Below are 23767 nucleotides of genomic sequence, written 5' to 3' on the forward strand. Positions count from 1 at the left end.
ACGTGTCTTTTGCAGAGCGCAGGAGGACTTTAGTGAAAAAAGTTACACTCTTTCTCATGACAGCCTTATTTGCATTTCTTCTGTCAGGCTGCAGGGACGAAGACGAAGGAAGAGACCGGAGGCTTGTTGCAGCAGAAGATATGTTAGAGGCAATTTTAGAAGAAGATGAAAGGGAGATGAAAGACCTTTACCTCAAAGGGGCTTATCATACACCCGAAGAATTGATTTCCCTCAAGAAAAAATGGGGAATTGACAATCTGGAACTAAAGGATTTTGATTTTCAGGAAGAAAGCTTTTACGTTTACCGCGCCTATTATGACCAGGATGACCAGACGGAGAGAAAAGCGATTGTCCTGCGCGTCAGGGAAACGGAAGATGACCGGATCATTGTTGATTTTGTTGATCAGATTACGGAAAAAAAATAAGAGTGATCTGAATAGAAACGGCGTTGAAACGGTATTAATGAAAAACCAGGCTCAGATTTTGAGCCTGGTTTTTTATATGGATATCAGCGGAACACTAACTTTTCAATCAAGCTGATAATCTCCTGACCATCCCTTGGTTCAATAGAAACGAGCTTTGTGTTGTTCAGGATATCTTCTGTATCTTTTTGAAGTTCTTTTTCATCAGTACCGGGAGGGGGAGCTTCCCAGCGCATCGGGGTCGCATACACATGAATGGTTCCGTCGCCATTTCCTCTGTAAGTAACCGATCCATCAACTAAACGGGAGCCGGATAACTGAATGACGCCTTCCGGATAGACTGCACTGTTGTCTATATTGGGATTGACAGGTTCTCCCGGGGGAATATGCCTGATATTGAGCTCATCAATCTCCTGATTCGGACCAAGCTGAGCCCACACTCTTGCGTATTCAATTTCTTCGGTGGAGTAGCTGTTCAGTGAGTCTGTCTGCCTGGAGCTGTCATCATCAGCCCCGCTCTTTTCAATGTCTTTTGGATCGCCGCTTTTTACAGAGGAGGAATCTGCTTCTTTAGGAGCAGATTCCTTCTTCTCATTTATAGGTTCATCTATAACCGCTTCCGCGTCATCATCAATGTTCGCACCTGAACCTGAAGATGAGCTGTTTTTTGTAGAGGCAGGTTCTTTGGCTATGTTTTCAGTGCACCCTCCAAGCAGCACCAGCAGTCCGAGAAATAAAAAAAGCATCGCCGTTTTTTGCATTCGTAAAATGTCTCCTTTCCATTTACAAGTTCCGGCCGCAACTATTAACTACTTAGGACTGAAGCCGGTAAAGCTGGAAGTCCATCCTCTATTATGACATAAGTTTCCTTTTAAGTTCATGTAAAACTTCAAAAATATTCCAATATTATATATTCTTGCCGAATCCAGCAAATGAACAGAAAAAAGCCGGGTGATACCTGATTGGTTTCACCCGGCTTTATATATGATTTCAATTAGAAGCATCCTGGATTCTGCTGCCAATGTTTAAGAGGCGGTCCAGCTGCTGGCTTGCCCTGACTGTGGAAGCGGAACTCAGCCCTTCACGTTTAGCGCTCTCTACCATTTTCTTCCGATATTTTTCGATTAACATGTCCATTCGGTTCAACATACCACCGCTCCTCTGCATGCGTTATTAATCTATATATCGTCCATTTTTTCCTTTTTTAAACATTTGTATTGATAGACGTCAGCTTTTTCAGTAAATTTCTGAACTCAAGGTTTAATCGTTCAAAATCTTCCTGATTGAGTCCGCTCGCTGAAAGCATATATTCTGGAACGCGGTATGCTTCTGTTTGAAGTTTTCTGCCGCGCTCTGTCAAACAGATATTTACTTTGCGTTCATCTTTTTTTGAGCGGTTGCGCTGAACAAAACCGGCTTCTTCCAGTCTTTTCAGCAGCGGTGTAAGAGTGCCGGAGTCAAGGAACAGTTCCTTTCCAAGTGCTTTTACACTGATTTCTTCCTGTTCCCAGAGAACGAGCATGACAAGGTATTGAGGATAGGTCAGCCCCAGTTCCTGCAGGATAGGTCTGTACAGTTTTGTCATTTCTCTTGAACAGGCATAGATGGAAAAGCAAAGCTGCTGCTCCAGGCTGAGAGAGTTTTCTGATGCCATGATGAATGATTCTCCTGACATTTCATATTTGACAAGAACAGTATACCCTTGTTATATTAGTTTTGCAAAAATAAATTGTGCACAATTAAATTATACAAAATCAAAGGAGAGATTCACATGCAAAAGCTATACACTGCAACAGCATCAGCCATTGGCGGCAGGGAAGGACGGGTGCAGACCTCTGACAATTTCCTGGATCTTGCAATTGAGATGCCGAAAGCGCTGGGAGGACGCGGCGGAGAAGGAACGAACCCGGAACAGCTGTTTGCCGCAGGGTATGCAGCATGTTTTGACAGTGCGCTGAACCTGGTTGCCCGTACTGAGCGTGAGAAAATTGGCCAGACAAAAGTCACTTCCCACGTTTCGATCGGCAAAGATGACTCCGGCTTTGGACTGTCGGTTGTACTTGAAGTTCATATTCCAGAGGTCTCAGAAGAACGCGCGATGGAGCTTGTTCAAAAAGCTCACGGCGTATGCCCGTATTCAAAAGCGGTCAAAGGTAATATTGAAGTGGAATTGAAAATTGTTTAAAGATAGAAAAGAGCTCACGCAGGACGTGAGCTCTTTTGCTTTATTGAATGGCGGCCTGGACATTAATCAATCCCGCACCATAATAAAATGGGTCGCCCAAAGGCAGAGCAGTGCTTTTCAGCCTGCTTCGGACTTCTGTATTAGACATGGATGGATATTTTGACAAAATAAGGGCTGCAGCACCAGCTACATGAGGCGAAGCCATTGAAGTTCCATTAAATGATGCATACTTATTTCCAGGAACCGAACTTAAAATATTTACACCCGGAGCCATCACTTCAAGTTCGCTGCCGACACTTGAAAATGAAGCTCTGGCATTTGCTGAATCAACGGCTCCAACAGCAATGGCAGAACTGTATTTGGCAGGATAGCCAATCGTATTCCGTTTGCCCTTTGCTCCGCTGTTTCCTGCAGCAGCAACAACGACTACTCCTCTGCTGTAAGCGAGGTCTACGGCCTGTTTAAGAGCTGTTGAATCCTGACTGCCGCCGAGGCTCATGTTAATAACATCCATACCATTAGCAACAGCCCACTCAATTCCCTGTGCGATTCCACTGTAGCTGCCGCTACCTGTCGAATCAAGAACCTTTACAGCATAAAGAGAAACGTCCGGTGCAGTACCAAGCACTCCAACTGTATTATTTAATGCTGCCACAGTACCTGCTACATGAGTCCCGTGACTGTCTCCATCAACAAATGGATCGGGCTCATTTGGGATAAAGCTTGCTCCGCCAGAAACATTCAGATCTTCATGGGAAGCGTCAATTCCGGAATCGAGAATGGCAACTTTTACACCGCTTCCTTTCACCCCTGACGCCTGAACAGCGTCTGCTTTAATTTGTGAGATTCCGTAAGGCACTGATTGTCCAATGGCTTTTGCTTGGAAATCCTCTTCAACAAACAGTACGTTCGGGTTTTTCTCGAGTGCTGCCGCTGCCTGATCCGGCAGGGTGGCATGAACAACATTCATATATTTATATTGATGCTTGACCTTGCCACCGAAACCGGAGATGATAGATGCCTTCATTTTAGAATCTTTAACAGTTGGTTTCATCCCGATGAGGTAATCTTTTTTTACTGTCTCCGCTCCTGCCGGCTGGATGGAAAATGCCATTGTGAAAGCTAGAATAGCAGCAAGAAGCAGACTGAAAATCTTTTTCTTTTTCATCAAATTCCCCCCTAGAATAAATAACTGAATAGATTGACTATTCTATTAATTATGCTACCATTTTAATAGAAGGTCTTGTATTGGGAAAAATGAGCCTTTTTTCACCGCTTAGTGCAGAAAAGCAGAGGGGTGTTTCCTCACAACTTTTAATATTGGGAAATAAGGTCGTATTTTTTCGATTAATTTCGGAAAATTAAGTCTATTTTCCCAATACGAAACGACAAGGAATCGTCATAATAAAGAGAGAATGACATATACAGATTAGTAGATGAGGTGCTGCCCATGGAAATCGGAAGTCGGATAAGGTTCTATCGCATACAGCAGAATATGACCCAGGAGGAACTGTCTAGAGGCATCATTTCCACTTCATACTTATCGAAAATTGAAAATAACCAGACCACAGCAAGCATCGAGGTGTTGGATTTCCTCTGCAGCAGACTTACAATCAACCTCATCGAAGAAGAAGAAATTCCGCTCATGAAGTCCCTGTTTGACTGGTACCATGATATCGTTCACCGCAGGCAGGATACTCTCAAAAAAAGATACGAAGAGCTCCGGGAGAAAATCCATTCCACAAGCGACACAACAGCCATGCTGTATTTTGTTCTTTTTGAGTTCAGATACTTGCTCACAGAAAGAGATTTTGCAGAAGCAGAAGCAAAGCTTGAGAAAATCAGCCTCTATAAAGATATCTTTGAAGAAAAAATGACGTACTATTACGAGAAATTCGTCGGGCTTCATCACTACCTTCAGAGCAAATATTCCTCAGCCCTCATGCATCTTAAAGGAGCTGAACGGTTTTTAACGAAGCATCTCCCCTTTGAAAAATGGGAAGAAGCGGATCTCTATTATTCAATCGCCCTTACCCTCAGCCAGCTGCGAAAGGCAGCCCTGGTCATTCAATATACTCACTTCGCATTAAATATCTACCAGTCAAGATATGATTTAATGAGGTGTGCTGAATGCCAGATCCTGCTTGGGATTAATTATTTGAGGTGTGAGGAGTACAGCAGGTCAGAGGAAAGCTATCAGCTTGCCCGAAAAATAGCCGAACAGCTGAATGATAAAAGTTTACTGGGCATGATCTGCCATAACATGGGGTATTTAAGTTCTATCACCAAAAAATACGAGCAGGCAATTATTCATTACAACGAGGCCTTGAAGTACAAAAATAAACATGAGGCGTTAAGCACAATTTTCTCCATTCTCTACGCGTATTACCAGCTGGACAAGAAAGAGGAGGCCGAAAAGTGGATTCTTGAAGGCCAAACCATTTTAAAGCAGAATCCTAATCAGGAATATGCTTATCATTTTAAAGTCTATGATTCTCTGCTAAAAGGCAACCTTTCAGCTGAATTTGAATTCTTTATGCTGGAAGTGGTAATTCCATACTTTATTGAACATGAAAAGCAGCAATATATTATCGAATACTCGGAGCTCATGGCCTCTTACTTCGAAGAGCGCCACAAATATAAATCAGCGGCACACTACTATCAAATCGTATGTCATGCTTTAAAAAGAGCTTATTCAAATTAGGAAAAGAGGAGAATGATTCATGAAGAAACTATTAGTTGGATTAACCACTGGCGTATTCTCTCTGGCATTTGCAGCGGGAGTTGGACTTTTCTCAGAACCGGACCATCCGAAAATTGTTTCTGAACCTGATCACCCGAAGATTGTTTCGGAGCCGGATCATCCAAAAATTGTTTAATCTTTAAACATAGGCTGTGACCAGCGAGTTTGGCTCGATACTATTTTTAGTCAAAAAAAACCGAACTAGGGTGCTAGTTTGGTTTTTTTATGTTTAAAGTCTATGAATGGATTCGTGTTTGTGTGTTTTTATACTAGTGTTGCCGCTTTTATCGGAGAAGGGTCTTAGTTTGTGGCGTCATTCGCTGTAGTGGTGCCACTTTTATCGTAGAAGGATCCTAGTATGTGGCATCATTCACTGTAGTGGTGCCACTTTTACCGGGAGTGAATCCTAGTTTGTGGCGTCATTCCATGTAGTGGTGCCACTTTTATGGTAGAAGGATCCTAGTTTGTGGCGTCATTCGCTGTAGTGGTGCCACTTTTAACTGGAGTGAAACCTAGTTTGTGGGGGCATTCGTTGGAGTGCTGCGTGGATCATTCTCTACTAACAACACTTTCCCTCATCAATTGAACCAAGTAAGTGTTCTATACCGTGAATAGCAACACTTTCCCTCATCAATTGAACCAAGTAAGTGTTCTATACCGTCAATAGCAACACTTTCCCTCATCAATTGAACCAAGTAAGTGTTCTATACCGTGAATAGCAACACTTTCCCTCATCAATCAAACCAAGTAAGTGTTCTATACCGCCAATTGCAACATTTTCCCTTAACCATTGAACCAAGTAAGTGTTCTAAACCGCTAGTAGCAACACTTTCCCTCATCAATTGAACCAAGTAAGTGTTCTATACCGTCAATAGCAGCACTTTCCCTCATCAATTGAACCAAGTAAGTGTTCTAAACCGTCAATAGCAACACTTTCCCCCATCAATTGCTCCATTCATTCTTTTGACCTGCCGATTTGCTAAATATTCTGCCAAAATGGCCGATGTATGGTGTATAAGTCTTTTTGCACACATACATACTAGGCAGATTTGGTTAAAAGGGAGGTCTGGAAATGAAGAAGTTAAAATTATGGAATGTAAAGAAGAGGTCAAACCTCACATTGAAGGGCAAGCTGCTGGGGAGTTTTTCGATTATCATGGTGCTCAGCCTGCTGATGGCTGGGTTTACGATTGCCGGTTTCACGATGGTCAACAGCCAGACGAAGAAAATTGTGCAGGAGGATATGCAGTCGCTGCTTGCTGAAGGGAAGCTGAGGGACAAAATCACGCAGCGGGTTTCTTTGATCAGGGCATACTTCATTTATGGAAAAGATGAATACAAAGATCAGTATTATGAATTGACGGAAGAAAGCAAATCTCTTCAGAAAAACCTGCTTGAACGAAGTGTGAATCCTAAAAGCAGAGAGCTTATGGAAAAGAGTTCCGAGTGGGAGAAGATGGTTGAGGAAGATGTGATTAAAAGCTTTGATTCCGGAATGAGAGTGACAGCCAATCAGACGTTGAGAGGCGATGTTCAGAATCTTGCGGATGAGCTTACAAAGGGTTTTGACGCCCTGGCTGCAGAGCGCGAAAAATCGATTGTAAGAGATGGTGACGCCATCATCAGTCAGGGAAGATTGATTAATATCCTTGGAATTGTTTTGTCACTGCTAATTATCGGAGCGGGTATTTTTCTTTCTGTCCGGATTTCAAATGCCTTGACGAAACCAATTCATTCCATCGCCAAAAGGATGGAGGATATTTCAAAAGGGCAGCTGAATCATGAGCCTATGTCCCTTGATTCGAAAGATGAAATCGGCAGTCTTGTTGCATCTGTAAATGAAATGAATGTGCAGCTGAGCGGAATTGTCCGGGACATTTCGGAAGCATCAGTTGTTGTTTCAGCGCAAAGCGGTCAGCTGCAGGCTTCTTCAAAAGAGTTAAAAGCAGGAAGCGAACAAATTGCGTCAACGATGCAGGAGCTTTCATCGGGAGCTGAAACGCAGGCATCTTCCGCTTCGGATCTTTCTGAAACGATGGGTGAACTGATGGAATCCATTTACGTAGCGAATCAGAGCGGGGAGGCTGTTGCAAAGGCATCAGCTGAAGTCCTCACTCATTCGTATGCGGGGTATGAACTTATGAATGAATCTGTGAATCAGATGAACCGCATTAATGGACTCATGGAAACAACTGTTGAAAAAGTAGAGCATCTGGATGAGCAGTCAGAGAAAATATCCACTTTGGTGGATGTCATTCAGAGCATCGCAGATCAGACAAATCTTCTTGCTCTAAACGCAGCGATTGAAGCTGCCAGAGCGGGGGATCACGGCAGAGGGTTTGCGGTTGTCGCAGATGAGGTCAGAAAACTTGCTGAACAGGTATCAAGCTCGGTTGTTGATATTAACAAGATAGTCAGCAATGTCCGTAAAGAAACGGAAGAGGTGGCTGAAAACCTGAAGGATGGATATAAGCAAATTGTCAAAGGGTCTGCATCCATCAGTCAGACAGGGGAAAGTTTTTCCGAGATAAAAGAGTACATTGAAGAGATGTCGGGAAGAATCACGACCATTCAAAAGGATTTAAACCGTATTATGAAAAGCAGCGAAGTCATGAATGATTCCATTTCGAGCATTGCATCTGTATCGGAGGAGGCTGCGGCAGGGATTGAGCAGACTGCTGCTTCTGCAGAACAGTCAAGCCAGTCCATGGAAGAGATATCAGGACATGCTGATTCACTGGCTGCCGTCTCATCAAGACTTACACAGCTTGTAAACCGGTTTAAACTATAAAAAAATGAGGTGCCGCACGGCGCCTCATTTTTTATTGCGGAAGTGGAACTGTGCGTTCAGCTGGCCTTCAAGCATTTTTTTGCGGTAATCAGGGTTAGAACGCATTTCCTTCTTGCGCATTTCTTTCAGAATTTCATTCGTCTGCACGCCGTCTTCTCGTTTGTTGGCAATGTCCATTAATCGTTCTACATCCGAAAAAGAATACTTTCGTGTGCCTCTTGAGGTCCGCTGCGGAGAAATCAGATGCCTCTCCTCGTAATAGCGGATCTGGCGCAGGGATAACCCGGTAAGCTCGCTTACAATCCCGATTGAAATCACTTTTTTATCTTTATATGAGTGGTCTTGCTGTTCCATTTTTCCACCCCGCACTTTCATTTCTTTTTCCAATTATACCTTATGGAAATGAGTTGAAGTGCACTTTTGTCAGAAAATCTAACATGAATTGTCAGGTTTATGAAAAACATTGTGAGTTTATTTAACAACAATGATGATTTATGAATCTTTTCTCATTACACTTGAATTAACAGATTGAAGGAGGAGACACCATGGATTTGAAGAAGGCAGCTGAAATTGCCAGGATGATTGTAGAACTGGATGTAAGGAGGGATGAAATGCTTGAGGATCTGCAGAATGAAATCGGAAAGGATGCGCATGAATTTCTGAGGTACATGCAAAACTCATGCCTGAAAAAGTCATCCTGATCTTCTGGCCATTCGGGAAGGAAGAAAATTCGTTAAAAAATGACTGAGCTCAAAAAGATAGTCTTCTGTAAACATAGAAGTTACATCGCTGAAGCGGTCATATCTGTGTTCATAGGCATATAAAAGCAGCAGTATCCCGGATTTGAATTCAGCAATATACAGCTGTTCGTTTTTCGGTTCAAGTGTATTCAGAAAATAGATTTGATGCCGTTCGTCACGTGTACGATAAGCAATCGGGCGGATATGCTTCATCGTCAAGCCTCCTCCATGTAAGATCCTGAGACTAGTCTTGACCGTTTACGGCTTTTTAACACATTCAGCTGAACTTTTACACTGGCTTAACCGTGGACTTACAATCAGCGGGTAAAGTGATAACTAGACAGTTTGAAAGGAGAAGTGAAAAATGAGCAAATTGTTCAGGAAAGCTCTTGAAGATCAAAGGGTTTTTTACAGCAGGAAATTGAACTCGCTCGGCATATACGACCAAGAGGTGCTTAGCAGCATGACGCTGTCTGAATTAAAAAAGGAATATCAGCATTTTTACAGCAGTGTGCCTTTTATGAAACTCACCCATAAAAAACCTGTGCAGCCGTAGAATACGGGTTTATGCTCTTCAGAGCGGGCGAAATTTGCAAAATTGATGCCATTCTTCTAATCAGCTTTCCTCATGAAATCCCCGCCAAAAGCCGAGAGGTTCTCCGGCTTTTTTTGCTGTCTGGAAAACTCGCGGTGCAGGAACAGAGGGAAAAAGAGAAGATAGCCTCGGGACACGAAATTGTGGTAAGATGATAAAAAGAAGTTACCGGAGGCATTTATGACAGTTGCAGGTATTGTACTGGCCGGCGGAATGTCGCGGCGCTTTCAGTCTGACAAGGCATGTGAACCATACAAAAACGGCACATTCCTCTCGCATTCATATACGGAATTGAAAGCGGTATCAGATACTGCGGCAGTCTCCGGGCGCAAATGGAAAGATCCCGGGATCACAAGTTTTGAAGACTGTCCTCCTTTTAAAGGACTTGGACCGCTTGCCGGAATTTACTCGGCTATGAAAATAGTAAAATCTGAATGGTACCTGGTCCTTGCTTGTGACATGCCGCTTATTGACCGGCAGACTCTCTCTGTCTTTACGGGGTTGAAAACGGCTGGACATTCAGCTGTTGTACCTGTTATAAACGGAAAAGTTCATCCGCTTTGTGCGATGTACCATTGCTCGCTGCTTCCTGTACTGCAGAAACAGCTTGAGGACAGGGAACTGAAAATGATGTCACTGCTGCATGCCGCAGAGCCGCTTATGCTCGATCAATCGCATTTTGACCGGCCTGACCAATTTGCAAATATCAATAAAAAAGAGGATCTCGTCTTACTGAATGAGTCAAAGTTCCAGCATGAAAGAAGCCTTTAAAAAACAGTGTTTTCATAGTAAAATAATCCATATGGTTTTTTGAATTTTTAGATATCTTCACAATGTTAAGGTAAGAGGGCGATGAGAATGAAGTCTTATACAAATGAAGAACTTGAACTTGCACTGAATCTTTTTAAAACGTTTGCGAGAGCATTTAAGAGTGTTTCTGAACATTCAATCCGTGACAGCAAGGAACACAGGTTTAACCCGACAGAGTTTTCAGTGCTTGAACTTCTTTATACGAAAGGACCGCAGAAGCTTCAGCAAATTGGCTCGCGTCTTTTGCTTGTCAGCGGGAATGTTACGTATGTGATTGATAAGCTGGAAAAGAATGAATTTATATACAGGGAGCAGGATCCAAAAGACAAGCGTTCTGTTTATGCCAATCTTACTGAAAAAGGAAGAACCTACCTGGATGAGATCTATCCGGTACATACATTGCGGATGGCCCGGGCTTTCTCCGGCCTGTCCATCGACGAACAGCAGCAGCTGATGGCTTTGCTGAAAAAAGCAGGCGTTCACAGTCAGCATTTGCTTTTCAGATAAAAAATCCCGAATCCGGGATTTTTTATTTTTAATCAGCGTGAAGTTTGACAGCATCCTGTGTCCATTTCCACATCAGGCAGCTCACTGCGATAAAGAACAGATGGAGCGCTGTGAACGAGGCGAAGCCGGTGTGATAAGTAATTAATCCATTTTCCAGCAGGCAATAGTGAGTGATGAGAAGGATAAGAAAAAGCAGCAGTTTAATGGCTCTGCGGCGGATTAGGACGATCAGTGTGTAAAAAAAGCAGGCAATGCTGAAAAAGACCGAGTTTGCTGCAAGATGATCACGGACGGGATTTTCAAACCATCCCGGCTGAAACAAATACATGGTAAGCGGAACGGTTGCTGCCCATGTGATTGTTAAGGATATGCTCAAATTCATAAAGTAAAGGCCGAGTTTGGCAGCGGGCTGATTGTCCTTTTTCAGCAGCCTGTACCACCAGGATGAAATGAGAAAGGCAACAGGCAGCAGCAAAGTTGTATAGTAAACTTTCCACCAGTGATGCTCATAAATCCCCAAATGCAGAAAGAACAATTCTACAGCTGACATGCCAAAACTGATCAGCAGCATCACCGGAAAGGTGAGCCTGTAAAATGCAGCTGTGACTCCAATCATCGGGACAATCATGAGCTGGCTGAAAATAGAGCCAAATGAGCTGTCTGAGAAAGGGTCACTGAAAACTTCCGGTTTATATGTATAAGAATGAAAGAAAACAAAGATGACTACTTCAAAAATAATCGCAAGCCCCGCATTTAACAGCCACAGAGGAACGAGCATGAGACGGTCTTTTCGAGCAGCTGCATAAGCAAGCGCTGCGGTTGCTGCGAGAAGGAGAAAGAACCAAAAAAAATTCGGCATAGGTCAGGCCTCATTTATATAAGAGTATGACTTATTTTTGTCATTCTCCAGGTGAATTATGTTTGGCTTAATAAATTCGGGATCATGGCGCTGTTATTCTTTTGATTTTTGCTCCTCGATGAAATGCAGGATTTGCGTTATCACTTTATCCTGCGGAGATGTAAAAAAATCTGCAAATGGACATGGCTGATCCTGCAGGCGATCGGCAACAGTGTTCATTGTATAGGAGTCGGGATTAAGGCTGTCCTTTACTTCCTCCCAATAGAGCGGTGCTGCTGCATAGGCTCCGGCAGGATTTCCCCTGAGAGAATAGGGTGAGATGATGGTCTTTCCTTCTGCATGCTGAATATAATCGACATACAGCCTGTTTCCGCGGTTTTTCTTCAGTCGTTCAATCGTAAATGCTTCAGGGAATACCTGTACAAGATAAGAAGCAATAAATTCTGTAAAGCTTCTCGTCTGCTCGTAGGAAAATGTCCCCTCCGTTATGGGGATGTGAATCTGGATGCCTTTTCCTCCTGAAAGCTTTGGAAAAGACGTAAGAGAGAATGATTCAAATAGTTTGTGCATTTCAAGAGCCGCTTTTACAGCAAGTCCAAATTCATTTCTTGAAGGCGGGTCAAGGTCAAATACGATTTCATTTGGCTGATGGGACTTTCGGGTCTGAAAGGGAACGTGAAATTCGATGGCACCCTGGTTGCCGAGCCACAATAAAGTGGAGTGGTCGTTGCAGAGAATGTACTCTATTCCTTCATGTAATGATGTTTTAATAAAATCCGGCGCGTAGTCAGGGCAGTTTTTCTGATAAAAAGCTTCATCAGAAGTACCGTGCGGATAGCGGATGACAGTCAAGTGTTTATCTTCAAGAAAAGGGAGCATGCTTTCAGAAACATCAATCAAGTAAGCAAGATAATCTTCCTTTGACCTCACCGGTTTGTTCCAAAGAGGCTTGTCAGGGTTAGTAAGCTGTATGTCTTCATGAACGGAAACAGAATGTACTTTAAGCTGTGACCATGTGCAGAGTTCATGAGAAAGGTCAAATCTGAACGTATGAAATGAAGGCTCACGCAATTGATTTTTGTACAGTCCGAGAAATTGAAGTTCCACACAGATTGCTGGAGCAATCGTAATCCATTGGGAATCTTCCGTCTCTTTATTTTGTCTGAGAATCTCCACTAGGGATTCTCTTTTTTCCCCCTCAAGCCCGTGGGAAAATACACCGGCTTCCTTAATCGTGCCGTGATCGTATGTGCCGGTTTTAAAGTATCCGTTTTTCTTGTCATATCCGAGAATAAATACAAGGCCGTATTTATAGTTTTTTATTTTGAGCCAGTTTTTTGTCCGGATGCCCGGCTCCCACCTGCTGGTTAGATCTTTCGCCACAATTCCTTCTGAGTCATGGCGTATCGCATTCTTAAACAGGGCATCTCCGTCTGAGAAAGAGGGGACATATTGTATGCGGACTTCCCCGGGTGCGGGGGTGAGCGGAAAACCGCATGCTTCAGAAAGAGATAAGAGTTTCTCCTTTCTGATTTTTAAAGGGGAAGCAGCTGTCTTTTCACCGGCGCACTCTATAAGATCAAACACCAAAAACGTACATGGATCAGTGTGTACTGCACGCTGGATATTCTCCTCCTTTTTCAGCCTGCCCCGCTTTTGAATCTTCTCAAATGATGCTTTGTGCGCACTTTGCAAAACGGTTAATTCCCCGTCAAGTGTACAAGGCATAAACGGCTGAAACTTGGAAAAGCTTGAACGGACAGCTTCTATGATTTCGGGAAAAAGAGGAGCAAGGTCTTTTCCGTTCCGGCTTGTAAAGGAAATGGCTGATTCTGAGATGGAAAGAAGGGCTCTGAATCCGTCAAATTTTATTTCAAAGCTCCATTGGCTTCCTTCAGGCTTCTTTAAAGAAAGAGATGGAAGCATTGGTTTTACATACATAGCAGACTTCCTTTGCTTTTTATTACTCTTACTATTTCTTATTAACGATTTGTTTATGAAAGGATGTTCTAATGATGAAAGCCGTATTTTTGGACCGTGATGGTGTGATAAACGAAGTGCTTACAGAGAGGGTCCGCTTTGTGAACAATCCCTCTCAGCTTTATCTGCTTGCCGGCGCTGCAGAGGGCGTGCGGATTCTGTGCGATAAAGGCTATAAAGTGTTTGTCGTCACCAATCAGGGCGGAGTTGGACTTGGGTATATGAAAGAGGCTGTCCTTAAAGATATCCACCGTAAAATGGTTGAAGAGATTGAAAAAGCGGGAGGGAAAATCGAAGAGGTCGCCTATTGTGCACATTCCCCGCATGCCGGCTGCGAATGCAGAAAGCCCGGTTCTCTCATGATTACAGATCTTGCTGAACGGCATGGCATTACAATAGAAGAAAGTTACATGATCGGTGACAGGGATGTGGATATAATGGCCGGAAAAAAAGCCGGAACCAAAACCATTCTGGTCGGCTCAACTGATCATGGCGCGGATATGAATTTTCCTTCTCTGCTTGATGCCGCGAAATGGATTGGGGGACAGCAGGAATCCCGCTGATCGCTCAGCGGGACTGTCCTTACGCTTTTTTTCTGGCTGTTTTCGTTTTTTTGCCGGCTTCCGGTTTTTTCTTTGTTTTTGCAGCTGGTTCTTTTGCTGCCGGCTTTTCTTTGGATTTGTCAATGCTTGCCTGAAGGGCGCTCATCAAGTCAACGACATTTTCACGCGGAGCATCTGCAGGTGTTTTGCCCTCATTCTTGCCGGCTTTTTTCTGGATCAGATTCAGGAGTGCTTCCCGGTAGTCATCTTTATAAGATTCTGGATTGAAAGAGGTTGTCAGCTGGTCAATGAGCATGATTGCTGTATCAAGTTCCTTTTCCCCCAGATCTGTCTTCTCCGGGACACTTGGAACGTCTGATGCTTTTCGGACTTCATCCGGGTAATGAATGGTTTCCATTACAATCGTATTCTGGTATACCCTCAAAACGGCGAGCTGCTGTTTGGAACGGATGGTCATTTCTGCAACACCGATCTTACCCGATTTCAGCAGGGCTTCGCGAAGAAGGGAATATGCCTTTGCTCCATTTTCGCCGGGGCCTATAAAATAAGAGCGATTAAAGTAGATCGGATCGATTTCATCAAGGTTGACAAAGTCGATAATTTCAACCGCTTTATCTTCAAGCTCCTGCTTGAGCTGCTTGAGTTCGTCTTCTTCAAGGATGACAAATTTTCCTTTTACGTATTCGTAGCCTTTTACAATGTCGTCATTTCCGACTGCTTCATCACAGTTCGGGCATTTCTTTTCATATTGAATGGGTGTATGGCATTTACTGTGCAAATTCCTCAGTTTCACATCTTTATCTTCAGTAGCGGCATATAATTTAACCGGTATATTGACCAGTCCAAAACTGATGGATCCTTTCCAAATGGTGTGCATATCAGATCTCCTGCTTTCCTTGATGATATATCATTAGGTTTGCCAGAATTTCTGTGATAATGTGCAGCTTCCGTTCAGCTGTTTATTGTTTATGATCTTTTTAAATGGGAATATTTCTAGAAAAGAACAGGAGGGGAAGACATGGAGCACAGTAAATCTGCGGCAAAATTAAACTCGGCTGAAATGGCAGTGGCAGGATCCGTTGATCAGACATCTGATTTCCGCATCAGCCAAATCATGAATTCTTCAAGAAGAGCGTTTGCCTCCTGGAGAGAAAAGAGTACAGGTGAACGGTTGTCATATCTGAAAAAGCTCAAACACGTACTGATTGACCATATGGAGGAATGCATTGAAGTTCTCGCAGCCGACACCGGAAAAGTAAAAATAGAAGCTGTTACAGCAGATTTAATGCCTGTCCTTGACACATTGTCCTTTCTTGAGAAAAATGCTGAAAAAAGTTTGAAGGCGAGGCGTGTTAAAACACCGATCCACTTTATAGGGAAAAAAAGCTACATTGAATATATGCCAAGAGGAGCCGCTCTCATTATTTCGCCATGGAATTATCCCCTCCAGCTCGCACTCGTGCCTGTCGTAAATGCTCTGGCGGCAGGAAATACCGTTATTTTGAAGCCTTCGGAAATAACCGCTGAAACAGGATTGTTTATTGAAAAAGCCGTCCAGCTTGCAGGTTTTCCGGATGGAGTCATTCAGGTTGTTCATGGTGGAAAGGAAACGGGGCAGGCGCTGGTTAAGGCTAAACCGGATTTTATCTTTTTTACAGGGTCTGCTGCTGCAGGCAAGAAGATTCAGGAAGAAGCCGCAAAGACCCTGATTCCCGTTACACTGGAGCTTGGCGGGAAGGACCCCTTCATCGTTTTTGAAGATGCAAATCTTGAAAGAGCAGCGAAGGCTGCTGCATGGGGTTCCTTCACAAACAGCGGGCAGGTCTGCATGAGTACAGAGAGAATTTATGTGCAGGAGGCTGTGTATGAAACATTTCTTGATCTGCTCGTATCCGAAACAGTCAAGCTGAAGCAGGGGCGGGGTGAGGATGATGATATCGGCGCGATGACACATCCGTCGCAGCTTTCAGTGATAAAGGACCACGTGGAAGATGCTGTTGAGGGTGGCGCACGACTCATTGCGGGGGCGCTTCCTGAAAACTGGGAGCTGTCAGAAGGCCTGTTCATTAAGCCGATGGTATTTGCAGACGTAAAGCAGCACATGAAAATTATGCAGGATGAAACCTTTGGGCCTGTTGCAGCCGTCATGCCGTTTCAGTCTGAAGAAGAAGCCATTGCTCTGGCCAATGATTCGGTCTACGGGCTGAATGCAAGCGTCTGGAGCAAAGATCTTAAAAAAGCCAAGCGTGTTACTTCAAGACTTGAAACTGGTAACGCCGTTATTAATGATGTGATGATGTCCATAGCCAACCAGCATCTCCCTTTCGGAGGAGTGAAACAGAGCGGAATCGGAAAGTATCACGGCAAGGACGGAATCCGCCGCTTTTGTCATGAGAAATCAGTCATGGTGGACAGGGGCAGAAAAAAGACAGAGATGCAGTGGTATCCTTACAAAAACAAGTACACGAAAGTAAAGTCGCTTTTAAAGATGCTTTACGGCAGGAAAAACAAACACTAAAAAACAGCGGAAAAGGCTCCGCTGTTTTTCTGTTACCCCTTAAACTGAATGAATAGAATAACCGCTCCCAATACCCATACGTAAACCGCAAAGCCCCTCAACGAATGATTCTTCACAAATTGAATCATCCACTTAACAGCCACATATCCTGTCAGTGCAGCACTTAGCGTTGCAACGAAAAGAGGAAAGAAGCCAATAGTCGCGGCCTCGCCTGAAAACAAATCGGATACTTGAAAAAGAATGGCTCCGAAAATAGCAGGGATTGACAGAAGAAACGAAAAATAAGCAGCTGTTTCTTTGTCAATTCCTCTCATAAGAGCCCCTACGATCGTCATTCCCGATCTTGAAATGGCAGGGAAGATGGCAAGGGCCTGAAAGGAACCGATGAAAAAGGCATCAAAAACGGTGAGGTCATCGAGTTTCTTTGCTCCTTTTTTTATGGAATCAGCAAACCATAAAAATGCTCCGGTAATAAGAAACTCCCATCCGATCGTTGCCCCTGATTTGCTGATGCCGTCAAAAAAATCGCTGATGAAAACACCTGCCGCAACCGCAGGCAAGGTTCCAACAGCAAGCAGAAGAGTTAATTTGCTGAATGGCTGTTTCAAAAGCTTCCATAGAATATCTTTGTAAAAGACAATCAGGGCGATAAATGTGCCGATATGAAGCATCGTATCGAGAAAAATCCCGCCGTCCTTCATGCCAAACAGCATTCTGCCCAAGTAAAGATGGCCAGTTGAACTGATGGGAAGAAATTCCGTCAGTCCCTGAATGACGCCCAAAATAAACGCCTGAATCCAGTCCATTTTCATCACCCCTGTAAAATAAGCGTTCATAAAAATGCCAAAATAAAAGTATTGTAAAGTTGTCCCTTTTTAATGGTATGTATAGTATGATAGCTTGTAGAACTGAAAGGCTGATTTGTGCGGCTGCTTCTGATAAAAGGAAAGGACTGCACGGATTCAAAGCCTTGAATAAAGGAGTCTGGAACTGAATATGGAACATTACATACTTGCTTTTATTGAGTACTTTAAAGACCTCTCCTATTTTGGGGTGCTTTTTGCTCTTTGTTTTGAATTTGTGCCTGCCGAGATTGTTCTGCCGCTCGCCGGATACTGGGTGTATCAGGGAGATATGCTGCTGTGGGGCACTGTGCTTGCCGGCACGATCGGCGGTACTATCGGTCCGCTTACCCTTTATGCACTTGGCCGCTATGGAGGAAGACCCTTCCTCATCAAATATGGAAAATACATGTTTATCAATGAAGAAAGTCTCGCTAAAGCGGATTTGTTTTTCGAAAAAAACGGGGCTATGGTTGCTTTTACAGCAAGGTTTCTGCCAGGAGTCCGAACGCTGATCTCCATTCCATGCGGCATGGCAAAAATGAACGTCTGGGTATTTTCCATCTATACCTTTGCAGCTATGCTGCCGATCACATTCCTGTATGTTTATCTCGGATTTAAGCTTGGGGATAAATGGGAGCAGGTGGGCGGAATGGCGAACGATTACCTTCTTCCTGCCGCTGCAGTCATCGTAGCTGCGTTTATTTTGTACAAATTCATCACAAGAAAAGCCATCAAGCCATCAGCCATTTCTCAGGATAAGAAAATCAGCTAAAAACACTTGCTGCATCCCGACATGGATTTCCTGAAACATCTTTTCCAACATTAGGAAAAGATGTTTTTTTGATAAGAGTGAAAGGAAATTGGGTATATAGAGAAAATACAGATATAGGAGGAATGTTGAATGGATGTTGCCCTTTTGCTTGAATACGGGTGGGTATTGCTTGTTTTAATTGCATTGGAGGGAATTCTTGCGGCAGACAATGCTCTTGTTATGGCCGTGATGGTTAAGCACCTACCTGATGATCAAAGGAAGAAAGCCCTGTTTTACGGACTTGCAGGAGCTTTTGTCCTGAGATTCGGCTCGCTTTTTTTAATTTCATTTTTGGTGGATGTCTGGCAGGTACAGGCAATAGGGGCTGTTTATCTGCTGTTTATTGCCATAAATCATTTAGTGAAGAAATTCGTTTTAAAAAAGGATTTGCATGGTGAAAAGGACAGAAAAGAATCAGGCTTTTGGATGACGGTCCTTAAAGTGGAACTTGCAGACATTGCGTTTGCGGTTGATTCTATCCTTGCGGCAGTCGCACTTGCAGTAACACTGCCTGCAACGGGACTGCCGGAAATTGGCGGTCTGGATGGCGGACAGTTTGCCGTCATTTTGGCCGGGGGCATCATTGGCCTGGTTATCATGAGATTTGCAGCGAGCTTTTTTGTCGCCCTGCTGCAAAAACGTCCGAGTCTTGAGACTGCTGCATTTGTCATTGTGGGCTGGGTGGGAGTGAAGCTTGCTTTGTACACGCTCGCTCACCCGGATATTAACATCATCGATAAACATTTCATTGAATCTGCAACATGGAAGCTTATCTTCTGGATTGTACTTGCAGGAATCGCTGTTGCCGGATGGTTCTTATCCAAAGATGAAAGCGCCCGGCCGGAATCAGAAGAAGAGAAACTGGTAGAAAAAGCTGAAGACCGACTTGATTGAGCACCCTTAACGGGGTGTTTTTTTATTGAAGATAAATGACATTTTGTGGATAAAATAGACGCTTTATATTAAAATTTTTACAATTAAACAACTTTTAACCTGGATTTCCACCTTTATTTGTAACCTTTTTGTAAAAAAACTAATATTACACCCTCAAATTCCGAACTCGCTTCGTAGCTGTTTAGTAAGAAAAAAGAAAGGAGAACAACCTTAATAATTCTTCATCTGTTGCTTCATCAACGCCTGAAAGGTTCATCTTTACCTCAAGGCTCTCACGATTCCAAATTTCTTCCTTTGCGCTCTCAGGGCAAATTAGCTATGATTATACGAAGTAATATGGGAGAACTGAGGTGAGAACCGGTGCTTAGCCTGTTGTTTAAACTTGGCAAAAAGAAACCAACTTTAGAAGAAACTGTCCTGCAGATCCAGGGCGGCGACACACAATTGCAGAACACATTAATTGACCAGTATAAACCTTTCGTGGCAAAAACCGTTTCTTCGGTGTGCAAAAGGTATATTGATGAAAAAGACGATGAATTCAGCATTGGTTTAATTGCCTTTAATGAGGCCATTGAAAAATATTCAACTGAAAAGGGAAGTTCCCTGCTCGCTTTTGCCGAATTGATTATAAAGAGAAAAGTCATTGACTATATTCGGAAAGAAGCAAGAAACGCACAAACAGTAAATATTGATCTTCAGGAACACGAAGAAGGCGAAGCTTCGCAGAGCAAGATAGAAGCGGAGCTGTCCGTTGAAGAGCATCAAAAGCTCATTGAACAGGAGCAGCGGAGGGAAGAGATCGTTTATTTCCATAAAGTGCTCCAGGAGTTCGGCCTTTCTTTTTCAGAGCTGATGGAGAATTCTCCAAAACATATGGATGCAAGGCAAAATGCAATAAAAGTAGCTCAAGTTCTGATTGAGCACGATGAGCTGAAGCGGATTCTGTTTGCGAAAAAACAGCTTCCAGTTAAACAGCTTGAATCGCTTGTATCTGTCAGCCGCAAAACAATAGAGAGAAACAGAAAATATATTATTGCCATGACAATTATTTTATCGGGGGATTACGTTTATCTGAAAGACTATATAAGAGGGGTGCTTCAATCATGAAAAAAGGGATCGTCGTTGACCGTAATGATGATTATGTTACATTGCTTACCCCTGATGGACAATTTTTGAAAGCAGCAAAACAAAAACGTTCATACGAGCTGGGTGAGGAAATTACTTTTTTTCAGCTTTCAGATACAAGCGAAAGAGCATCAAAATCAGTAAGTATTTTTAATCTGCGCGGAATTCGAAACGGGTTACTTGCAGTTGCAGCTCTTATTCTTATTTTTTTTACCGTGCTGCCCGTTTTGAAAGAGGACAGAGTATATGCTTATATGACGATTGATATCAATCCAAGCTTTGAGCTTCAATTAAATGAAGAACTTAAAGTCATAAGGATTGAACCCATGAATGAAGATGGGAAGGCTATGCTTGCCGAACTGAAAGACATGAATAAACGCAGTGTATCAGATGTCTTTTCAACCATTGTGGACAAAAGCAAATCTCTCGGCTATTTAACAGACGATAAAGAGATTTTTGTGACGACGGTAACAGCAGATGACAAGCATGAAGAGACAAAAAAAGAAAATGCTTGCAGATGTTGTGCGCCTGAAAGAGTCCTACAAGGAGCAAAGCCTGAATGTTCAGGCGGTAGAGACAGATGTTGAAACACGCAATAAAGCAGTGGAACAAGGGATTTCTACTGGTAAATATGTAAGACTTCAAAAAACAGAACAAGCTGATCCTGCAGAGAAAGAAGAAGCGGAAAAGCGCAATGAAGAGGAAAAGGCTGAGAAAGAGACAGAACCAGCCAAAAAGGAATCTCCTGAAACGGCACCTCCTGTTAAAGATACGCCTAAAGCGCCAAAAAAGGATAAAGAAGCGCCTGGCCTGAAAGAGGACGAAGACAAGGAAATCGACAAAAAGCCTGTTGTTCCAAAACCTCCTAAAGAAAAAGAAACGGACATGAAGATTGAGAATCAGTCAGAAAAAGAAAAGGCTGAAGGAAAACAATCAAGAAAAGAAGCAGATAAAGCGAGAAAAGAAAGAGAGAAAGAAAAAAAGCGGAATGAAGAGAAATCCCGTGATGAAGATGATGACAGCAGAGACGCCGGCAGCCGCGATGGATCTTCATACTGGAACAGCTACAATCGTGACCGGGATGATGACCGCGACGAAAATGAAGAGAACGACAACGACGACAATGACGATGATGATAATGAGGGGTCAAGATCTGATCGTGATTGAAACATAGGGTGCCGCGAAAGCAAAACAGACCGGATAGGCACCTGCTACATAGATAGAAAGAAGAAAACCGCAGGAGGCTTCCTGCGGTTTTTGCCATGTTATTCAGTTTTAGAAGCTTGTCCGCCAAGACCAGCCTGTGCTTGTGCGACTAAGCGCTTCGTGATTTCTCCTCCAACAGAACCGTTAGAGCGTGCAACTGTATCAGAACCAAGCGTAACGCCAAATTCCTGTGCAATTTCATATTTAATTTGATCCAGGGCCTGTTCAATGCCTGGAACAAGCAATTTATTGCTGCTGCGTGCCATTATATTCAACTCCTTCATAAAAGTTTGCAGCCATATGGCTGTGTTTATAGTCTTGTTTCAAACGGACAATCTATACTGGCAATTGTGCCCTGTGATAGGCGGTGAAGAGATTGAGTAAATTACATTTCTTTAAAATGCTCCTGCAGAAAAAGACGGGTTCTCTTCTGAAGATAGGATGTGATGACGGAAAGCACGGTGATCGTCAAAATATCCTTCACCTGATTCCAGCCATCTTCCGGAAGATCCTGAAAAAGGTCATGAGCCGCCTGTATTTGATCCTGAACATCCTTTTCGAGCTCATGTTCAGAAAGCGAGAATACCGTGATCGATTCCATACGTTCAAGAATTGTCCCGTAAGCTGAATAGTATCGCAATGGTGAAATCAAATCATCGCTCCGGTCTGATAATGTATTAAACAGCAGCTTCAGCAAATGCCTGATCGTATCAAAATCAAATGCTGATTTCAGGTCTCTCACAATGAGGAGGATGGCTGCTTGTTCGATTGAATATTTTTTGCCGTGTTCAGGTGATCCGATCAGTTCCTTCATATCCCTCTTTATCCAATTCTGAATCGATGTGGACTTTAAAGAAGTCAGTTCGCACAGTTTTGCAAGTGAAACAATTTCATTTGATGAAAGTCCTCTTGGCAGAGGCTTGGAACTTCTGATGAAATCAGGAAAATCAGACGGGTCGATCCCGATTTCTTTCAGTATAGATGCCGGAGCTGCATCCGTTTCACCCTGCAGAGTGAATAGCAGTCTGGCCATTTCTGAGCGTTTCAGCTGTATTTTCATGCGCATCACCTCTTTGTCATTTAAGTGTCTGTTCTTTAAACAGCCATTTTCAGATCGTGCTGCATAACATTACCAAGTGCTTAGTATTTGCGATTATTCCTCTTTATTCTTTATACTATAAATTATAATATAAGTTCAAATGAACTCAAAACCTTTGGGGGTGCAAGATGGCAAAACGTATCTTTTTGTTCCTTTTAACCAATATTCTCGTACTGACAACAATAGGAATTGTCTTATCTTTGCTTGGAGTCGGCTCCTATGTAACGGCTGAAGGTGGAATCGATCTCATCAGCCTGCTCGTATTCAGTGCCGTTGTCGGCTTCTCCGGCTCATTTATATCTTTGATCATGTCAAAGTGGATGGCTAAAATGATGATGGGCGTAAAGGTTCTGAAACCGGATCAGAATTTATCTGCATATGAGCGAAACCTTGTAGAACGCGTTCACAGACTTGCAAGAGCTGCAGGCATCAGAAAAATGCCTGAAGTGGGCATCTATCAGTCCCGCGAGGTCAATGCGTTTGCAACGGGTCCGTCTAAAAATAATTCTCTCGTTGCCGTTTCCACAGGTCTGCTTGAAGAAATGGATGACGCTGCAGTCGAGGGTGTTCTTGCCCATGAAGTTGCCCATATCTCTAATGGCGATATGGTGACGATGACTCTGCTGCAGGGTATCGTCAACACATTCGTTGTGTTCCTGGCAAGAATTGCAGCTTGGATTGCTTCCAGGTTTGTAAGAGAGGACATGGCGCCGATTGTTCATTTTATTGCTGTTTTAGTGTTCCAAATCCTGTTTTCGATTCTTGGAAGCCTTGTCGTTTTTGCTTTCTCCCGCCACAGAGAATTCTACGCGGACAAGGGAGGAGCCGATCTCGCAGGCAAGGACAAAATGGTGCACGCTCTGCGTATGCTGAAAGGATACACGCAGCGGATCAGCAGCGATCAATCTTCAGTCGCGTCATTGAAAATAAGCGGGAAACGCGGGCTTGCCCTCTTTTCAACTCATCCTGACCTTGATGAGCGAATCCGCCGTTTAGAAGCAAAATAACGAGGGTATGAATCTGAGGAGATGATGTCTCCTCTTTTTTTGTTTGTTCACCCAAAGTATGTTTTCG

The 23767-nt window shown here is 43.3% G+C and carries 29 protein-coding genes; 17 read left to right on the forward strand and 12 right to left on the reverse strand.

Translation table 11 applies throughout. From position 1 onward, the window contains the following. The first annotated feature begins 32 nt into the window (after window positions 1–32). Window positions 33–425, forward strand: coding sequence for a hypothetical protein (locus tag JOJ89_RS07270; RefSeq protein WP_051865115.1), 393 nt, complete (start codon window positions 33–35; stop codon window positions 423–425). Between the two features lie 83 nt (window positions 426–508). Here the strand turns inward: JOJ89_RS07270 and JOJ89_RS07275 are convergent, their stop codons facing one another. The 3 genes from JOJ89_RS07275 to JOJ89_RS07285 form a co-directional block, all read right to left on the reverse strand. After that, window positions 509–1183: a hypothetical protein gene (locus tag JOJ89_RS07275; RefSeq protein ID WP_203290026.1), complete on the reverse strand. Its 675-nt coding sequence runs from the start codon at window positions 1181–1183 to the stop codon at window positions 509–511. Between the two features lie 229 nt (window positions 1184–1412). Next, the gene (locus tag JOJ89_RS07280; RefSeq protein ID WP_161781193.1) at window positions 1413–1571 is read right to left on the reverse strand and encodes an aspartyl-phosphate phosphatase Spo0E family protein; all 159 of its coding nucleotides are present in this window, start codon (window positions 1569–1571) and stop codon (window positions 1413–1415) included. 55 nt (window positions 1572–1626) lie between these two features. Beyond that, window positions 1627–2076, reverse strand: a complete 450-nt coding sequence (locus JOJ89_RS07285) for a MarR family winged helix-turn-helix transcriptional regulator (protein ID WP_029281845.1) — start codon at window positions 2074–2076, stop codon at window positions 1627–1629. A 117-nt stretch (window positions 2077–2193) separates the two neighbouring features. Here JOJ89_RS07285 and JOJ89_RS07290 point away from each other — a divergent pair, with 117 nt between their 5' ends. Next, window positions 2194–2607, forward strand: a complete 414-nt coding sequence (locus JOJ89_RS07290; protein ID WP_029281844.1) for an organic hydroperoxide resistance protein — start codon at window positions 2194–2196, stop codon at window positions 2605–2607. 40 nt (window positions 2608–2647) lie between these two features. Here JOJ89_RS07290 and JOJ89_RS07295 read toward each other — a convergent pair whose 3' ends face one another. Continuing rightward, entirely contained in the window at window positions 2648–3775 is a 1128-nt protein-coding gene (locus tag JOJ89_RS07295; protein WP_029565418.1) for a S8 family peptidase, read from the reverse strand. Window positions 3776–4057: 282 nt separating this feature from the next. Between JOJ89_RS07295 and JOJ89_RS07300 the strand changes: the two genes are divergently transcribed. The 3 genes from JOJ89_RS07300 (at window position 4058) to JOJ89_RS07310 (ending at window position 8141) form a co-directional block, all read left to right on the forward strand. After that, window positions 4058–5311 carry a helix-turn-helix domain-containing protein gene (locus JOJ89_RS07300; RefSeq protein ID WP_203290027.1) on the forward strand — a complete coding sequence of 418 codons (1254 nt, stop codon included), beginning with the start codon at window positions 4058–4060 and terminating at the stop codon, window positions 5309–5311. Between the two features lie 19 nt (window positions 5312–5330). After that, entirely contained in the window at window positions 5331–5486 is a 156-nt protein-coding gene (locus JOJ89_RS07305) for a hypothetical protein (protein ID WP_158001601.1), read from the forward strand. A gap of 936 nt (window positions 5487–6422) precedes the next feature. Next, window positions 6423–8141 carry a methyl-accepting chemotaxis protein gene (locus tag JOJ89_RS07310; protein WP_203290028.1) on the forward strand — a complete coding sequence of 573 codons (1719 nt, stop codon included), beginning with the start codon at window positions 6423–6425 and terminating at the stop codon, window positions 8139–8141. A gap of 24 nt (window positions 8142–8165) precedes the next feature. Here JOJ89_RS07310 and JOJ89_RS07315 read toward each other — a convergent pair whose 3' ends face one another. Beyond that, window positions 8166–8495, reverse strand: coding sequence for a MerR family transcriptional regulator (locus JOJ89_RS07315; RefSeq protein ID WP_029281840.1), 330 nt, complete (start codon window positions 8493–8495; stop codon window positions 8166–8168). A 191-nt stretch (window positions 8496–8686) separates the two neighbouring features. Between JOJ89_RS07315 and JOJ89_RS07320 the strand changes: the two genes are divergently transcribed. Continuing rightward, the gene (locus JOJ89_RS07320) at window positions 8687–8842 is read left to right on the forward strand and encodes a hypothetical protein (protein ID WP_168713756.1); all 156 of its coding nucleotides are present in this window, start codon (window positions 8687–8689) and stop codon (window positions 8840–8842) included. Here the strand turns inward: JOJ89_RS07320 and JOJ89_RS07325 are convergent. Further along, window positions 8834–9094: a hypothetical protein gene (locus tag JOJ89_RS07325; protein ID WP_203290029.1), complete on the reverse strand. Its 261-nt coding sequence runs from the start codon at window positions 9092–9094 to the stop codon at window positions 8834–8836. The genes JOJ89_RS07320 and JOJ89_RS07325 overlap by 9 nt on opposite strands. A 151-nt stretch (window positions 9095–9245) precedes the next feature. Here JOJ89_RS07325 and JOJ89_RS07330 point away from each other — a divergent pair, with 151 nt between their 5' ends. From JOJ89_RS07330 to JOJ89_RS07340, 3 genes are all read left to right on the forward strand, one after another. Beyond that, window positions 9246–9437: a hypothetical protein gene (locus JOJ89_RS07330; protein ID WP_029281836.1), complete on the forward strand. Its 192-nt coding sequence runs from the start codon at window positions 9246–9248 to the stop codon at window positions 9435–9437. Window positions 9438–9656: 219 nt separating this feature from the next. Continuing rightward, window positions 9657–10247, forward strand: coding sequence for a molybdenum cofactor guanylyltransferase (mobA, locus tag JOJ89_RS07335; RefSeq protein ID WP_051827036.1), 591 nt, complete (start codon window positions 9657–9659; stop codon window positions 10245–10247). 87 nt (window positions 10248–10334) lie between these two features. Next, the gene (locus tag JOJ89_RS07340; RefSeq protein ID WP_481825267.1) at window positions 10335–10793 is read left to right on the forward strand and encodes a MarR family winged helix-turn-helix transcriptional regulator; all 459 of its coding nucleotides are present in this window, start codon (window positions 10335–10337) and stop codon (window positions 10791–10793) included. A gap of 28 nt (window positions 10794–10821) precedes the next feature. On the opposite strand, the gene JOJ89_RS07345 is transcribed toward JOJ89_RS07340, so the two are convergent. Further along, a complete protein-coding gene (locus tag JOJ89_RS07345) occupies window positions 10822–11652 on the reverse strand; it encodes a hypothetical protein (RefSeq protein WP_203290031.1) in 831 nt (276 codons plus the stop codon). 93 nt (window positions 11653–11745) lie between these two features. Then, a complete protein-coding gene (locus JOJ89_RS07350) occupies window positions 11746–13593 on the reverse strand; it encodes a DNA ligase D (protein WP_203290032.1) in 1848 nt (615 codons plus the stop codon). A 71-nt stretch (window positions 13594–13664) separates the two neighbouring features. Here JOJ89_RS07350 and JOJ89_RS07355 point away from each other — a divergent pair, with 71 nt between their 5' ends. Next, a complete protein-coding gene (locus JOJ89_RS07355) occupies window positions 13665–14195 on the forward strand; it encodes a D-glycero-alpha-D-manno-heptose-1,7-bisphosphate 7-phosphatase (protein WP_029281825.1) in 531 nt (176 codons plus the stop codon). Window positions 14196–14214: 19 nt separating this feature from the next. Here the strand turns inward: JOJ89_RS07355 and ku are convergent, their stop codons facing one another. After that, window positions 14215–15072: a non-homologous end joining protein Ku gene (ku, locus tag JOJ89_RS07360; RefSeq protein WP_029281822.1), complete on the reverse strand. Its 858-nt coding sequence runs from the start codon at window positions 15070–15072 to the stop codon at window positions 14215–14217. Between the two features lie 141 nt (window positions 15073–15213). On the opposite strand from ku, the gene JOJ89_RS07365 reads away from it, so the two are divergent. Beyond that, window positions 15214–16713 carry an aldehyde dehydrogenase family protein gene (locus JOJ89_RS07365; protein ID WP_203290033.1) on the forward strand — a complete coding sequence of 500 codons (1500 nt, stop codon included), beginning with the start codon at window positions 15214–15216 and terminating at the stop codon, window positions 16711–16713. Window positions 16714–16745: 32 nt separating this feature from the next. Here JOJ89_RS07365 and JOJ89_RS07370 read toward each other — a convergent pair whose 3' ends face one another. Then, window positions 16746–17519 carry an undecaprenyl-diphosphate phosphatase gene (locus JOJ89_RS07370; RefSeq protein ID WP_029281819.1) on the reverse strand — a complete coding sequence of 258 codons (774 nt, stop codon included), beginning with the start codon at window positions 17517–17519 and terminating at the stop codon, window positions 16746–16748. A gap of 190 nt (window positions 17520–17709) precedes the next feature. On the opposite strand from JOJ89_RS07370, the gene JOJ89_RS07375 reads away from it, so the two are divergent. The 5 genes from JOJ89_RS07375 (at window position 17710) to JOJ89_RS07395 (ending at window position 21555) form a co-directional block, all read left to right on the forward strand. Continuing rightward, on the forward strand, window positions 17710–18330 hold the full coding sequence (locus tag JOJ89_RS07375; RefSeq protein WP_029281816.1) for a DedA family protein: 621 nt from the start codon (window positions 17710–17712) through the stop codon (window positions 18328–18330). Window positions 18331–18459: 129 nt separating this feature from the next. Next, entirely contained in the window at window positions 18460–19263 is an 804-nt protein-coding gene (locus tag JOJ89_RS07380) for a TerC family protein (protein ID WP_203290034.1), read from the forward strand. A gap of 360 nt (window positions 19264–19623) precedes the next feature. After that, the gene (sigI, locus tag JOJ89_RS07385; RefSeq protein ID WP_203290035.1) at window positions 19624–20370 is read left to right on the forward strand and encodes an RNA polymerase sigma factor SigI; all 747 of its coding nucleotides are present in this window, start codon (window positions 19624–19626) and stop codon (window positions 20368–20370) included. After that, window positions 20367–20975, forward strand: coding sequence for an anti-sigma factor domain-containing protein (locus tag JOJ89_RS07390; RefSeq protein WP_203290036.1), 609 nt, complete (start codon window positions 20367–20369; stop codon window positions 20973–20975). The genes sigI and JOJ89_RS07390 overlap by 4 nt, the downstream gene beginning before the upstream one ends. Further along, window positions 20875–21555 (forward strand): hypothetical protein, encoded by a 681-nt coding sequence (locus JOJ89_RS07395; protein ID WP_203290037.1) that lies wholly within the window; start codon window positions 20875–20877, stop codon window positions 21553–21555. The genes JOJ89_RS07390 and JOJ89_RS07395 overlap by 101 nt, the downstream gene beginning before the upstream one ends. Window positions 21556–21653: 98 nt before the next feature. On the opposite strand, the gene JOJ89_RS07400 is transcribed toward JOJ89_RS07395, so the two are convergent. Together JOJ89_RS07400 and JOJ89_RS07405 are read right to left on the reverse strand one after the other, a co-directional pair. Further along, entirely contained in the window at window positions 21654–21860 is a 207-nt protein-coding gene (locus JOJ89_RS07400) for an alpha/beta-type small acid-soluble spore protein (RefSeq protein WP_029281808.1), read from the reverse strand. A gap of 119 nt (window positions 21861–21979) precedes the next feature. Further along, entirely contained in the window at window positions 21980–22654 is a 675-nt protein-coding gene (locus JOJ89_RS07405) for a DUF1836 domain-containing protein (RefSeq protein WP_051865117.1), read from the reverse strand. Between the two features lie 167 nt (window positions 22655–22821). Between JOJ89_RS07405 and htpX the strand changes: the two genes are divergently transcribed. Continuing rightward, window positions 22822–23700 carry a protease HtpX gene (htpX, locus tag JOJ89_RS07410; RefSeq protein WP_203290038.1) on the forward strand — a complete coding sequence of 293 codons (879 nt, stop codon included), beginning with the start codon at window positions 22822–22824 and terminating at the stop codon, window positions 23698–23700. Window positions 23701–23767: the final 67 nt, after the last annotated feature.

The organism is Metabacillus sp. cB07, from assembly GCF_016839225.1.
Lineage (GTDB): Bacteria > Bacillota > Bacilli > Bacillales > Bacillaceae > Bacillus_P > Bacillus_P indicus.